This window comes from Methylobacterium sp. NPDC080182 (assembly GCF_050281105.1).
Lineage (GTDB): Bacteria > Pseudomonadota > Alphaproteobacteria > Rhizobiales > Beijerinckiaceae > Methylobacterium.
In genome coordinates, this window is the sequence record NZ_JBNNWO010000002.1 from 490,356 (window position 1) to 503,230 (window position 12,875).

Genomic DNA, 12,875 nt, shown 5'->3' on the forward strand with positions numbered 1-12,875 from the left:
CGGCGCGCGGCCTAGGCGGCGTTGAGGCGCAGCTCCGCCCGCGCCTCCTCGACATCGGACGCGGCCGGGCGATCCTGCGCGACCAGGATCTGCCCCGCGCCGGCCTCCTCGGCGAGGGCGTAGAGGTCGGCCAGCGCCGGATCCTCGGCATCGGCGTTCGACGCGATGACGACGCTGTCCATGAAGCCGGCCACGAGCTCGAGGAGGTCGACGGCCCCCGGCGCGGCGTGGAGCCGGAAGATCACCCAGTCGTAGGCCTCGGCCATGGCCTCGAAGGTCAGGGCCAGGGCATCGGGCTCGTCGAACAGGACGGTCGACTCCAGCAGCCCCGCCTCGATCCGGTGCTGGCCGCCGTCCCGGCGTGCCTGGATCACGTCGAGGAACGCGGCCTCGCCGGCGATGAGGTCGGCGAAGCCGAGCCGCGCCGTGCCGTCGTTCGGCAGGTTCAGGTCGACGGCGACGAGGCTCCCCTCGCGACCGAGGGCGCGGGTCAGGGCCTCGGGCAGCGTCTGGACGCCGCGACGGGCTTCGGTCTCGACGATCAGGACGCGGCGACCCGCCTGCGCCTCCGGTACGCGGGGCGCCGCCGCGATGCGCGCGACGAGCGGCGCGAGATCGAACGTGTCGGGGGAGCGGAGCGCCGTGGCCGCGGCGGGCGCCGCCGACGCGGCGGCAGCCGCGCCCGACGCCTCGGACCAGCGGGCGGCCGGCGTCGCCTCCGGGAAGGTGAAGGACGGCCGATCCAGCACCGGCTCGCGGCGCCGCCGATCGTCTGCCGGATCGCCGTCGCGGTCGCCGGCGGCGCGGCCGGACTCGGCCAGCAGCGCGCTGGCGATGACCCCGCCGACCGAGAGCATCAGCGTCAGCAGCGTCGCGAAAGCGACGATCGGCAGCTTCTTCGGGAAGGACGGAACCTCGGGCGTTACCGCGCGGGACACGATGCGGGCGTCGGCGGGGGTCGCGGCCTCGCCGTCGCGCGCCGCCGCCTCGCGGTAGCGGCCGAGATAGGATTCGAGCTGCTCGCGCTGCGCCTTGGCCTCGCGCTCCAGCGCGCGGAGCTGGATCTCGCTGGCGTTGCCGCGGACGACGACGTCCTGCTGGCCGTCGACGGCGGCCTGGAGGCTCTCGACCCGGGCGCCCGCGATCTTGGCGTCGTTCTCCATCGTGCGCACGACGCGCTCGGCCGAGGCCTTAATCTGGGCGTCGAGGTCCTCGAGCTGGGCGTGCAGCTCCTTGATCCGCGGGTGAGCCGGCAGGAGGGTCCGCGACTCGAGGGCGAGCTGGGCGCGCACGGAGATCCGGTTCTCGACGATCCGGCGGATGACCTCGTTGTTGGCGACGTCGGGAATCTCGAAGGCGCGCCCGTCCTTGATCAGGTCCTTGATGGCCTTCACCTTGCCGTCGAGGTCGGCCTTCAGGCTCCGCGCCGCGGAGAGCTGGCTCGACAGCTCGCCGAGCTGCTGGGCGTTGAGCGGCCGCCCGGCCAGGCCGGTGCTGCCCACGAGGCCGTTCTTGGCGCGGAACGCCTCGACCTTGGCCTCCGCCTCGGCGACGCGCTTGCGCAGCCCGTCGATGTTGCCGCCGAGCCAAGTGGAGGCGTAGCGGGCGGTGTCGACCTTATCGGCCTCCAACGATCCGATGTAGAGCTTGGCGATGGTGTTGGCGGCCTCGGCCGCGAGCTTCGGGTCCTTCGCGCGGAACTCGATCGTCAGGATGCGCGACTTGCCGGCAGGGAAGACCAGGAGGTGGTCGAAGTAGGCGTCGAGGACCCGGTCCTCGGCGGGGCGGTCCAGGGGATTGGGACCGATGCCGAGCATCATCAGCACGCGCTGCACGGCGCCGATGCTGCCCGCGCCGGGATCGAACTCGGCGTTGCCGACGAGCTTGAGCCGGCGGATCGCCTCGCGGGCGAGATCGCGGGACATAACGACCTGCACCTGGCTCGCCACCGCCTGCTCGTCGATCGGCGCGAGCTGGTCGCCGCGCTCCTGCGCGGTGCGCGCGAAGGCCGGGTCGCGGCTCTCGAGGAGGACCTTCGCCTCGCCGGTGTAGCGGGGGCTGACCACGTTGACGAAGACGCTCGCGCCAAGGGCGACCACCAGGGTCGGCCCGACGATCCAGCCGATCGAGCGCCGCAGGATCCGCGGCAGCTGCGCGAGGCCGAGGCCTTCCTCGGCGCGCGGCTGGGATCCGGGCACGGCGTAGGTCGAGCGTTGACGGATCGTGGACATGCGGACGCTCTGAACGCGGAGACAGGCCGGGCGGGCATTACTGCCGTCCCGCGTCCATTAGTGGATGTTAAGGTTGCTCAAGAGTTAAGGGCCGCGCGGACCGGTGACGGCGCCGCCTCCGTCGCGCGGTGATCAAGTTTCATTAACCTTAACGGCCTACATCACCCCGCAACTGCATCCATGACGGCGATGGTGATGAACCGGCGCGCTCTGCTCCTCGCACTCGGCTCGACTCTGGCGCTCGGCGGCTGCCTGCGGCCGAGCTTCCGCACCGACCAGCTCGATGCCACCGGCACCGGCTCGATCGCCGCGCGGTACACGCTGGCGGCGGGCGACAAGCTGCGGGTGATCGTGTTCGGCCAGGACAACCTGTCCAACATATACGCGGTCGACGGCGCGGGGCGCATCGCCATGCCGCTGATCGGGACCGTGCAGGTGGGCGGCCAGACGACCGCGCAGGCGGCCAAGGCGATCGAGGCCAAGCTGGCCTCCGGATACGTGCGCGAGCCGCACGTCACCGTGGAGGTGGACGCCTACCGACCGTTCTACATTCTCGGCGAAGTCACCACCTCCGGTCAGTACCCGTTCGTCAACGGCATGACCGTGGAGACGGCGGTGGCGATCGCGGCCGGTTTCGGCCCGAGGGCAGCGCGCGATTACGCCGTCCTGACCCGCGACGCCGGCGGCTCGCTGATCTCCGGGATCGTGCCGATGACCTACGCGGTCCGGCCGGGCGACACGATCGTCATCAAGGAACGCTTCTTCTGAGCGGCGCGGCGCCGGTCACTGCCCGCCCTGCCACGGGTTGATCACCCGCATGGCGGTCTTCTGCGCTGGGATCGGCGTCGCCACCTCGGGCATCGGCTGCCGGGCACGGGCCATCATCCGCCGCGCCTCTTGCGCGGGCACGGCGCCGACTGGCGTGAACAGCCCGGCCAGGACCTTCCGCGTGCCCCGGCTCACGAGGCGCGAGTTCTGGACCGGCTCGAAATCCCGGATCGCGTGGCGCTTGTCGGGATTCCCGGTGAACACCCGGGCGCCCGAATTCAGCACCACGATGTCGCCCGGCCGCAGCGTCTCGTCCTTGAGCAGCGCCGCCGTCGCGCCGCCCTTCATGTCGATGGGGGTCTGGCGCTCGCTGATCTCCCGCTCCTTGACGCGGATCTTGAGCGGGAGCGCCGCGTAGCGGGTCTGGAAGCGGCGGCGCGCCGCCCCGAGCCGCGGGGTCGCGTGGCGGCCGAAGGTGCGGCCGTCGAAGGCGGGGGCCGTGGCAGGGGCCGGCTGGGCCTGCTGCGGGGCCGGCCGGGCGCCGAACAGCATCTCGAGGAAACCGACCTCGGCGGCCTGGGCGCGCAGCGCCGTCCCGGCGAGGAGACCGCCGGCCGCCATGACGGCCAGCAAGCTGCTCGTGCGAAGCCTCATAGCACCCTCCGGAAGCGACGCCCGACGCGAGCATCCGACCCTCAACCGCAAGGCGTACTGGAGGGTTCCGGATGATTTAGAGTCTGCTTAGGAACGCCCCGCGGCGATCTGCCGGCGCGGGATTCGACGTCCCCGCGGTGAGGAGCCCGGCGCGCCCGGGCGCGCAGGGACGCGGTCTAGCCCGGCGCCGACTGCTCGCCTTCGCCGATGCAGTCGAGGGCGCGCTCCACGGCGCTCACGGCATCCAGGAGGTGCTGGACGGTGCGCTCGACCTCGATCGCCGGACGCCCCATCGCGGCGGCGCGGGCGCTCACATCCTCGAGCTGCTCCAGCAGGGCGAGGAGATCACCGGCCACAGTCACAACTTCGCAGCGAGCGAGGCGGGTGACGGTCGGGCGCGGACGGAAGGGCAAGACGTTGCTCATCGCGGAGGGTTGTCGCCCGAAACGACCGGGATTCGCCAGGGGGAGGGGGCCGAACTCAACACGATTGGCCGGCCCTATCCGCCGCAATCCCGGTCTGTGGTGGATTTTCCGTGGCCGGCGCGCATCGGAGGCGGCAGAACGGATTTACATCTTGCGCGCGACCTTGACGGAGGCGCCTCCGCGCTGACCATGCCGCGAGACGTCCCGTGAGGGCCGCTCCGGCCGTGGCCGGTCGCGGCCCGGCCACGGCCCGCTTTCAGGATACGCGATGCGCTTGACCCTTCTCGCCCTCTCCGCGCTGACGCTCGGCGGCCTCTGCGCCTGCAGCACCAGCGACGGCCCGGATTCCCGCAGCGGCCTCGCCGAGACCTTCAACCTCGACAACTACCGGGCCTCGGGCAACACCAACGGCACCCAGACCCGCCGCGACGTGAACCGCGCCTACACCCAGCCGACGCTGCCGACGATCGGCAACCGCGGGATGTGAGGCGCGCGCGGCGCGTCACCGCTTGGTGAGCGCGTCCGCGAAGGTGGCGATCCGGTTGCGGGCGTAGACCGGCAGGCCGGCGCTGATCGAGTTGCCGGTGTTGAAGCTGGAATTGCCCATCAGCACCTGCGCGGGCAGCAGATTCTTGAGGACCGGCACGCGGGCGTACTCGGCCTTGCGGTCGAGGACGTCGCCCTTGATCGCCAGCGCCATGTAGGTCGTGATCACCGTCTTGGTCGGGTCGTTCGGCATCGGCTGGAACACGGCCAGGAACTTGCCGAAGCGCAGGATCTGATTGACCCAGAAGATCGTCTGCTCCAGGCCGCCGGTCACCGCAGTGTCGATCTTGGTCAGCGCCTTGAGCCGGTCGCCCTGGTCCGGCCCGAGCACCCGCAGCTCGCTCTGGAACGAGACGAACTCGGCGATCTTCTTGGTCGAGCCTTCCTCGAGCTTGTTGGCGAGCTTCACGCCGAGCGGCAACTTGCCCTCGAGGTCGTAGCGCGACTCGATGCAGGCGCCCGCGCCCTCACACCACGGGCGGTCGGGCCGCTTGGCGAAGGCGGCGGCCGGGTCCTTGTTGGGCGTCACGTCGGCGACCGCCAGGGTGCGGTGCTTGATCGCCGGATCCATCTTCTGGACGAAGGCGAGGTTGGCGAAGGCCTGGAGGTCGATCGCCTCGGGCGGCCGCGGGACGACGAAGCGCCCCTCGGCGACGTAGACCTTCAGGGTCTCGTGCCGCGGCTTGGTCACGCCGTTCACCGTGACCGTGTAGTCCGGCTCCTTGTAGCCGGGATACGGGGCGAGCGCCGCCGCCTCGGCCGGCCGCGCCTTCAGCCAGTCGAGGTACGGGATCAGGCCGTTCTCCGGCGCCGACGGGTTGTCGCGGTGGTCGGTGAACAGGATCTGGCCGGGCTTGATCGCGGCCGGATCGACGGCCGTGACCGAGGGCACCTCCTTGATCCGCTCGGGCCCCGGCGCCGGGGCGGTGTTGGCGGCGGGCGTCTGGGCGCGTGCCGGGAGGGCCGGGAGCGCGGCCGTGAGGGCGGCCGCCAGGGCCGCGGGAAGCTGCTGGCGCAACGGGATTCTCGTCTGTAGGGGAGGGCTGTCAGTAACCGGGGTCTTCGCCGAACAGGTAGTCGGGATCGCGGCGGCGCGGGCGGCGCGCGTCGTCGTCCCCGCCGAAGGGCGACCGATTCGTCTGGCCCGGCCAGGGCTTGTAGGGATCCTGACCGTAGAGATCCACGTCGCCCTGCGCGCGGCGGCTGCGCGGCGCGGGACGCTCGCCGAACGGGTCGAGGAAGTCGGATCGCGGCCGCTCGCCGGTCATGTTGCCGTAGTAGTCGCCCGCGACGCTCGCGCCGTCGTCGCCGGCGAGGTCGCCGTCCTGCGCGTCGGGCCGCATGGCGTAGAGCGTCTCGCGGGGGACGAGGCGGTACTGCGTGTCCGCCATCCGGCCGTCGCCGCTGGTGCGGAAATGCTCGAGGAATCCGCCGCCGGCGACCCGCACGCCGCTGCGCGGGTCGACCGGCAGGTCGGCGATGAACGGGCGCGCCTCGGGGGAGGGGCCCCGCAGCGGCGTCTTGGCGACGCCGTTCGCCCAGGCCGCCTGCAGGATCGCCGAGGCGATCGGCACCGAGACGTGGCCGCCGGTCTGGCCGCGGCCGAGCGTCTTGCGGGTGCCGTCGGCGTTGTCGTAGCCGACCCAGACCACCACGCTGATCTCGTTGGTCAGTCCGGCGAACCACGCGTCGTTCTCGTTCTCCGAGGTGCCGGTCTTGCCCGCGACGTAGGCCGAGACCTTCGCGAGCGCCGCGGCCGTGCCGTGCTGCGTCACGCCCTGCAGCATGGTCTTCAGCTGGTAGAAGGCCACGCGGTCCGCCGAGGCGATCCGCACCGGCTCCTTGGCGGCGTGCGCGTAGAGGGGCTTGCCGTCCCGCTCGACCGATTCGAGTGCGTAGGGCGCCGGGCGGGCGCCCTCGTTGGCCACCGCCGCGTAGAAGCCCGCGAGGTCGAGCATCCGCACCGGCTGCGCGCCGAGGACGAAGGGGTAGTAGGGCTCGCACTCGGCGTAGATCTGCGCCTCGAGGGCGATGTCGCAGACCCGCTTCAGGCTCGCCGGCGCCTTCGGGGCGATCCCGCCCTGGAGGAGCCGGGCGGTGACGAGGTTCTTGGAGAATTCCAGGCCGCGCCGCAGGGTCGTCGGTCCCGAGCCGCCGCCCTCGTAGTTCTTCGGCGACCAGGAATCGCCGGCCCCGCCGATGGGCGGCAGGGTCACGGCGGAATCCATCACCAGGGTGTTCGGCTGCAGGCCGGCGTTGAGCGCGGCGAGGTAAGTCAACGGCTTCAGCGTCGAGCCGGGCTGGCGCACCGTCTGGGTGACCCGGTTGAGCTGGCTCAGCGGGTAGGAGAAGCCGCCGGCCATCGCGAGGATCCGGCCGGTCTGGTTCTCCAATACCAGGGCCGCGCCCTGGACGGTCGGCCGGACGCGAAGCTGCGCGCGCGGGCCGCCCTTGCCGGCGCTGACCTTCACGCGGATCACGTCGTAGAGCTGCAGCTTGCCGCGGGCGATGCCGGGATCGAGGGGGGCGATGCGGCCGTCGGCGAGACCGACCTTCGCGCCGCCGCGGCCGGTCTCCAGCACCACCGCCATCGGCCAGTGAACGTCGTAGAGGACCGGGCGGGCGCTCTCGAGTGCCAGGAGCCACGCCGGCTTCTTCTGCGGCACGGCCGCGACCCTCTCGCCGCGGCGCGGCTTCGCAGCCGGCCCGGCCTCCGGCCTGGCATCGGATTTCGCGGCCTCCGGCCGCGCGCCGGTGACGGCGGGCGCGGCCGAGGCGGAGCCCTCCGGTGCCGGCGTCGCCGCCTGGATACGCCGGACGCTGTCGGCGAGGTTGAGTTCCGGCCCCGTGAAGGCCTGACGGCCGGTGGCGCGCTCGTAATTGGCGAGGCCGTCCTGAAGGGCGTCCTCGACGGCGCGCTGCAGCCCCGCGTTGATCGTCGAACGGACGGTCAGCGAGCCGGAGGTCAGCGAATCCACGCCCGCGAAGGTCCGGGCCTCGCGATTGAGGAAATCCACGACGTAGAAGCCGGAATCGCGCCGCGCGGTCTCGATCGGCTTCAGACCGAGATCGGACTTGATCGCCGCGCTCATCTCGGCCTCGGTGATCGTCCCCTCTTCCTTGAGGCGGGCGAGCACGTAGGCGCGCCGCTCCCGCGCGCGGTCGGGGTACTTGTCCGGGCTGTAGAAGTTCGGCCCCTTGGGCATGCCGGCGAGGAGCGCCGCTTCCGGCAGGGTCAGCTGCCCCACCGGCTTCCCGAAATAGCTCTGCGCGGCCATCTCGATGCCGTAGGCGCCGCGGCCGAGATAGATGCCGTTGAGGTAGAGCCCCAGGATCTGCGGCTTCGTCAGGATGCGCTCCAGCCGCGACGCGACGATCATCTCGCGGATCTTGCGCTCGTAGGTGACGTCGTCGCCGACCGAGAGGTTCTTGACCACCTGCTGGGTGATGGTCGAGCCGCCCGCCGGCCGCCCCGGCGAGGCGAGGTTGGCGATGAAGGCGCGGATCACCCCGCGCTCGTCGATCCCGTGATGAGTCTCGAAGCGCTTGTCCTCGGCGGCGATGAAGGCCTTCTGGACCAGGTTCGGGACCGCCGTGATCGGCACCACGATGCGGCGGCCGTTCGGCTCCGACGCCTCGGCGAAGGGCTTGCCGGCGCCGTCGAGGATCCGGGTCATCCCCGGCAGGGCCTTGTCGCGCAGGGCCTCGGCGCTGGGCAGATCCTTGGTGGCGTTGTCGTAGAACTCGATCACCGCCTTCGCGTCGAAGGGCGAGTTAGCCGGGTTCTCGCCCTTGCAGAACTGCTTGTAGCTCGTGTTCAGCTCGGTCAGGTCGAGACCGTGCAGGATCTTCGGCGCGGCCGGACCGGCGACCGTGGACGGATCCTCCATCGCGGTGGTGATCAACTCGTCGAGATTGATGTCCTCGATGTCGAAGGCCTTGCGCATGTGGGCGCAGCCTTCGCGCAGCAGGCGCACCACCTCCGGGCCGTCCGTCGCGGGATCGAACTGCGTCCGGACCGCGTCCGGCCGTGTCGTGACCTGGCTGAGCGTCAGGGCGGTCGCGAACAGCTTGATCAGGATGGCGTTCATACGGGCCGGGTTCGGGGGACGCGACGGGGCGAGCGCGGACCTTTCGGGAGCGCGCCTGAACAGGGCGTGCACAACGCGGCTGATTTAAGGAGACGCCGCACGGCAACGCTTCGGCCGGCTCCCACGTTCGTGAGGCGCGACGATGCCGGGGGGCCCATGATCAACGACCTGTGGTATAAGAACGCGATCATCTACTGCCTGTCGGTCGGCACGTTCATGGACGCCAACGGCGATGGCATCGGCGACTTCGCCGGGCTTGAACGCCGACTGGACTACATCCAGGGCCTGGGCGCCACCGCGGTCTGGCTGATGCCGTTCCAGCCCTCGCCCAAGAAGGACGGCGGCTACGACATCGCCGACTATTACGGCGTCGATCCGGATTACGGCTCGCTCGGGGACTTCGTCGCCTTCACGCACGCCGCCAAGCAGCGGGGCCTGCGTGTCCTCATCGACCTCGTCGTCAACCACACCTCGGACCAGCATCCGTGGTTCCAGTCGGCCCGGTCCGACCCCAAATCGCCCTACCGCGACTGGTACGTCTGGTCGAAGGAGCGCCCCGCAACCGCCGACGAGGGCATGGTCTTCCCGGGCGTTCAGGAAACCACCTGGACCTACGACACCAAGGCCAAGGCCTGGTACTTCCACCGCTTCTTCAACTTCCAGCCGGATCTCAACACCGCCAATCCGGAGGTGCTGGCCGAGATCCTGAAGATCATGGGCTTCTGGATCCAGCTCGGCGTCTCCGGCTTCCGCATGGACGCTGTGCCGTTCGTGATCGCCGAGAAGGGCGCCGATGTCGGCGGCAAGCCCCGCGAGCAGTTCGAGATGCTGCGCGACCTGCGCGAGTTCCTGCAGTGGCGCCAGGGCGACGCGATCATCCTGGCCGAGGCCAACATCCTGCCGAAGCAGGACCTCGACTATTTCGGCGACGACGCTGACCGCATGCACATGATGTTCAACTTCCAGGTCAATCAGGCGACCTTCTACGCCCTGGCGGCCCACGATGCGCGGCCCCTCGTCAAGGCGATCGAGCGGACGAAGCCGCGCCCGCTCTCCTGCCAGTGGGGCATCTTCCTGCGGAACCACGACGAGCTCGACCTGGGACGCCTCACCGACAAGCAGCGCCAGAGCGTGTTCGACGCCTTCGGACCCGAGAAGGGGATGCAGCTCTACGACCGCGGCATCCGCCGCCGCTTCGCGCCGATGCTGGCCGGCGATCCCCGCCGGATCCGCCTCGCCTACTCGCTGATGTTCACCCTCCCGGGAACGCCGGTGCTGCGCTACGGCGACGAGATCGGCATGGGCGACGAGCTGGCTCTGCCGGAGCGCGACTGCGCCCGCACGCCGATGCAGTGGACGAGCGAGCACCAGGGCGGGTTCTCGACGGCCGAGCGCACCGTGCTGCCGCTGATCGACCACGGCCCCTACGGCTACGCGCACGTGAACGTCGCCGACCAGCGCCACGAGGAGGGCTCGCTGCTCAACTGGATGCAGAGCATGATCCGGCAGCGCAAGGAGGCGCCGGAGATCGGCTGGGGCGACGTCGTCGCGATGGAGACCGGGCGCCCGTCAGTCCTGGCGCTGCGCTACGCGTGGCGCGGCAATGCCATCCTGTGCGTCCACAACCTGGCGCCGGAGCCCGTGGAGGTCGCGATGGCGTCGGGATCCGAGGATCGCGAGCACGACATCCTCGTCGACCTGCTCACCGGCGCCCGCAGCGAGGTCAAGGACGACGGCCGCCACTGCCTGTTCCTGGAGGGATACGGCTACCACTGGTTCCGCGTCGGCGGGCTCGACGCGCTGCTGAAGCGGCGGCCGACGTGAGGAACACCGGAGCCCGGCTCGCCCTCGTCCGGCCGACACGGTAGGACAGGCCGGAACGAGGTGGGACATGGCCCGGACGAAGCATCATCCCCCGGACGCGACGATCGCGGACGTCCTGCCGGATCTCGCCGACGGCGAGGCCTACCTGCGCCAGGTCCTGAGCACCATGCGGATGTGCCAGAAGCATCACGGCGACGCCTGGGTGCGGATCGGCGTGACCGGCCGTTCCCCGACGCCGTCCTACCGGATCGACCGGCCGGACGAGACGGCGCCCGGCGACGGTGCCGTCGAGGCGGGCAGAGCCGTGTTCGGCGCCTATGGCGGGCGGTCCCACGACCGGTTCACGCAGGTCAACGCTGCGGAGACCCGCTGGAGCTCGCGGGCGCTCGGCATGGCCGAGATGCTGGCGCTTCACGACAGCCTGCGCCGCCCCAGGGGCGACGCGGCCTGAGCGTGCCGCGCAGGGTGCCGCGCAGGGTGCCGCCCACCTGCGTTCTACGCTAAACTGGGGCGGAGGGCGTCCGGAGCGGCGCCACCAACACGCGGGACGACATGCCAGGTACGCCACGCGCCGGGATCATCCCGGTCACGCCCTTCCAGCAGAATTGCACCCTGATCTGGGATGACGCCACCAAGGTCGGCGCCGTCGTCGATCCCGGCGGCGACCTCGACCGGATCGAGGCGGCGATCCGCGAGCAGGGCGTCACCGTCGAGAAGATCCTGCTGACCCACGGGCACGTCGACCACGCCGCCGGCGCCGACGAGCTGCGCGAGCGCCTCGGCGTGCCGATCGAGGGCCCGCATCAGGCCGACAAGTTCCTGCTCGATTCCCTGCCCGAGACGGCGGCCAATTACGGCCTCGGCGCCGCCCGGCCCGTCACGCCCGACCGGTGGCTCGACGAGGGCGACGCCGTGACGGTCGGCGGGCTCGGCTTCGACATCCTCCACTGCCCCGGCCACTCGCCCGGCAGCGTCGTGTTCGTGAGCCGGGACGCGCGATTCGCCCTCGTCGGCGACGTGGTGTTCAAGGGTTCGGTCGGCCGCACCGACCTGCCCGGCGGCAACCACGAGCAGCTCATCCGCGCCATCAAGGACAAGGTCCTGCCGCTGGGCGACGACGTCGCCTTCATCCCCGGCCACGGACCAACCAGCACTCTCGGCGCGGAGCGCGTGTCCAACCCCTTCCTGCAGGATTGACGCGCATGGACAGGCGCCGCATCGGCCGCTCCGACCTGACGGTCGCGCCGTTCTGCCTCGGCGGCAACGTCTTCGGCTGGACGGCCGACGAGGCCGCGTCCTTCGCGATCCTCGACCGGTTCGTGGAGAGCGGCTTCGACTTCATCGACACCGCCGACGTCTACTCGCGCTGGGCTCCCGGCCATGTCGGCGGGGAATCCGAGACGGTGATCGGCAAATGGCTCGCGGCCCGTCCGGGCGCGCGCGACCGGATCGTCCTGGCGACCAAGGTCGGCATGGACCTCGGCGAGGCCGGCCAGGGCCTCTCGGCGGCCCATATCGAGCGGGCCTGCGAGGCCTCGCTGCGGCGCCTCGGGGTCGACCGGATCGACCTGTACCAGTCGCATCTCGACGACGCGGCGGTGCCCCTCGAGGAGACCCTGAGAGCGCACGAGCGCCTGATCGCGGCCGGCAAGGTCCGGGCGATCGGCGCCTCGAACTATACCGCGGCCCGGCTCGCGGAGGCGCTGGCGGTCTCGGCCTCCGCGGGCCTGCCGCGCTACGAGTGCTTGCAGCCCGATTACAGCCTCGCCCAGCGCGGCTACGAGGCCGAGCTTGAGCCGCTCTGCCGGGCGGAGCAGATCGGCGTGATCGGCTACTTCTCCCTGGCGGCCGGCTTCCTGACCGGCAAGTACCGCAGTGCCGACGACGCGGCGGGACGCCCGCGGGAGAACCGGGTCGCCAAGTACCTGAACCCCCGCGGCCTCGCGCTGCTCGACGTCCTCGATTCGGTCGCGCAGGCCCACGGCGCGAGTCCGGCCCAGGTCGCGCTCGCCTGGATCATCGCCCGCCCCGGCATCACCGCGCCCATCGCGAGCGCGACCTCCGTGGCGCAGCTCGACGAGCTGCTCGGCGCCGTCCGGCTGACGCTCGCACCCGGGGCGATCGAGCGCCTGGATGCGGCGAGCGCGGGCGGCATCGAGGGCTAACGCAGCGTTAAGCGACGGGCGTCACAAAAGCGACGGGACGGGCCCGCCGCGGACCCGTAAAATCGTGCAATCTCAACGCGGAACCCCTATATCAGGCGGACCAAGCGAGAGTTCAGGCGCGGGCGCCCGAGGGCGCATCTGCCACCGACGCGATCAGGCCCGCCTGCCGAG

At 71.1% G+C, this 12,875-nt stretch carries 11 protein-coding genes; 6 read left to right on the forward strand and 5 right to left on the reverse strand.

What is annotated here, in order from left to right; genetic code table 11:
- Positions 1-11: 11 nt before the first annotated feature.
- On the reverse strand, positions 12-2,231 hold the full coding sequence (locus tag ACQKQD_RS05500; RefSeq protein WP_427507713.1) for a GumC family protein: 2,220 nt from the start codon (positions 2,229-2,231) through the stop codon (positions 12-14).
- Positions 2,232-2,420: 189 nt separating this feature from the next.
- On the opposite strand from ACQKQD_RS05500, the gene ACQKQD_RS05505 reads away from it, so the two are divergent.
- On the forward strand, positions 2,421-2,999 hold the full coding sequence (locus ACQKQD_RS05505) for a polysaccharide biosynthesis/export family protein (RefSeq protein WP_020091671.1): 579 nt from the start codon (positions 2,421-2,423) through the stop codon (positions 2,997-2,999).
- A 15-nt stretch (positions 3,000-3,014) separates the two neighbouring features.
- On the opposite strand, the gene ACQKQD_RS05510 is transcribed toward ACQKQD_RS05505, so the two are convergent.
- Together ACQKQD_RS05510 and ACQKQD_RS05515 are read right to left on the reverse strand one after the other, a co-directional pair.
- Positions 3,015-3,653, reverse strand: coding sequence for a hypothetical protein (locus ACQKQD_RS05510; protein WP_427507714.1), 639 nt, complete (start codon positions 3,651-3,653; stop codon positions 3,015-3,017).
- 176 nt (positions 3,654-3,829) lie between these two features.
- A complete protein-coding gene (locus tag ACQKQD_RS05515; protein ID WP_012317333.1) occupies positions 3,830-4,078 on the reverse strand; it encodes a hypothetical protein in 249 nt (82 codons plus the stop codon).
- A gap of 268 nt (positions 4,079-4,346) precedes the next feature.
- Here ACQKQD_RS05515 and ACQKQD_RS05520 point away from each other — a divergent pair, with 268 nt between their 5' ends.
- On the forward strand, positions 4,347-4,565 hold the full coding sequence (locus ACQKQD_RS05520; RefSeq protein WP_020091673.1) for a hypothetical protein: 219 nt from the start codon (positions 4,347-4,349) through the stop codon (positions 4,563-4,565).
- Between the two features lie 15 nt (positions 4,566-4,580).
- Here ACQKQD_RS05520 and ACQKQD_RS05525 read toward each other — a convergent pair whose 3' ends face one another.
- Together ACQKQD_RS05525 and ACQKQD_RS05530 are read right to left on the reverse strand one after the other, a co-directional pair.
- On the reverse strand, positions 4,581-5,642 hold the full coding sequence (locus ACQKQD_RS05525; protein ID WP_427507715.1) for a hypothetical protein: 1,062 nt from the start codon (positions 5,640-5,642) through the stop codon (positions 4,581-4,583).
- A 28-nt stretch (positions 5,643-5,670) separates the two neighbouring features.
- Positions 5,671-8,715, reverse strand: a complete 3,045-nt coding sequence (locus ACQKQD_RS05530; protein WP_427507716.1) for a penicillin-binding protein 1A — start codon at positions 8,713-8,715, stop codon at positions 5,671-5,673.
- 156 nt (positions 8,716-8,871) lie between these two features.
- Between ACQKQD_RS05530 and ACQKQD_RS05535 the strand changes: the two genes are divergently transcribed.
- The 4 genes from ACQKQD_RS05535 (at position 8,872) to ACQKQD_RS05550 (ending at position 12,704) form a co-directional block, all read left to right on the forward strand.
- Positions 8,872-10,539, forward strand: coding sequence for an alpha-amylase family protein (locus ACQKQD_RS05535; RefSeq protein ID WP_132366321.1), 1,668 nt, complete (start codon positions 8,872-8,874; stop codon positions 10,537-10,539).
- 67 nt (positions 10,540-10,606) lie between these two features.
- A complete protein-coding gene (locus ACQKQD_RS05540) occupies positions 10,607-10,990 on the forward strand; it encodes a hypothetical protein (RefSeq protein WP_427507717.1) in 384 nt (127 codons plus the stop codon).
- Between the two features lie 101 nt (positions 10,991-11,091).
- Positions 11,092-11,736, forward strand: a complete 645-nt coding sequence (locus ACQKQD_RS05545) for an MBL fold metallo-hydrolase (protein WP_020091678.1) — start codon at positions 11,092-11,094, stop codon at positions 11,734-11,736.
- 5 nt (positions 11,737-11,741) lie between these two features.
- Positions 11,742-12,704, forward strand: a complete 963-nt coding sequence (locus tag ACQKQD_RS05550) for an aldo/keto reductase (RefSeq protein WP_427507718.1) — start codon at positions 11,742-11,744, stop codon at positions 12,702-12,704.
- Positions 12,705-12,875 lie beyond the last annotated feature (171 nt).

Coding starts and splice junctions, on each gene's coding strand:
- ACQKQD_RS05520 (WP_020091673.1), top strand. CDS start 4,347: ATGCGCTTGACCCTTCTCGCCCTCTCCGCGCTGACGCTCGGCGGCCTC.
- ACQKQD_RS05505 (WP_020091671.1), top strand. CDS start 2,421: ATGGTGATGAACCGGCGCGCTCTGCTCCTCGCACTCGGCTCGACTCTG.
- ACQKQD_RS05530 (WP_427507716.1), bottom strand. CDS start 8,715: ATGAACGCCATCCTGATCAAGCTGTTCGCGACCGCCCTGACGCTCAGC.
- ACQKQD_RS05545 (WP_020091678.1), top strand. CDS start 11,092: ATGCCAGGTACGCCACGCGCCGGGATCATCCCGGTCACGCCCTTCCAG.
- ACQKQD_RS05535 (WP_132366321.1), top strand. CDS start 8,872: ATGATCAACGACCTGTGGTATAAGAACGCGATCATCTACTGCCTGTCG.
- ACQKQD_RS05540 (WP_427507717.1), top strand. CDS start 10,607: ATGGCCCGGACGAAGCATCATCCCCCGGACGCGACGATCGCGGACGTC.
- ACQKQD_RS05550 (WP_427507718.1), top strand. CDS start 11,742: ATGGACAGGCGCCGCATCGGCCGCTCCGACCTGACGGTCGCGCCGTTC.
- ACQKQD_RS05510 (WP_427507714.1), bottom strand. CDS start 3,653: ATGAGGCTTCGCACGAGCAGCTTGCTGGCCGTCATGGCGGCCGGCGGT.
- ACQKQD_RS05500 (WP_427507713.1), bottom strand. CDS start 2,231: ATGTCCACGATCCGTCAACGCTCGACCTACGCCGTGCCCGGATCCCAG.
- ACQKQD_RS05515 (WP_012317333.1), bottom strand. CDS start 4,078: ATGAGCAACGTCTTGCCCTTCCGTCCGCGCCCGACCGTCACCCGCCTC.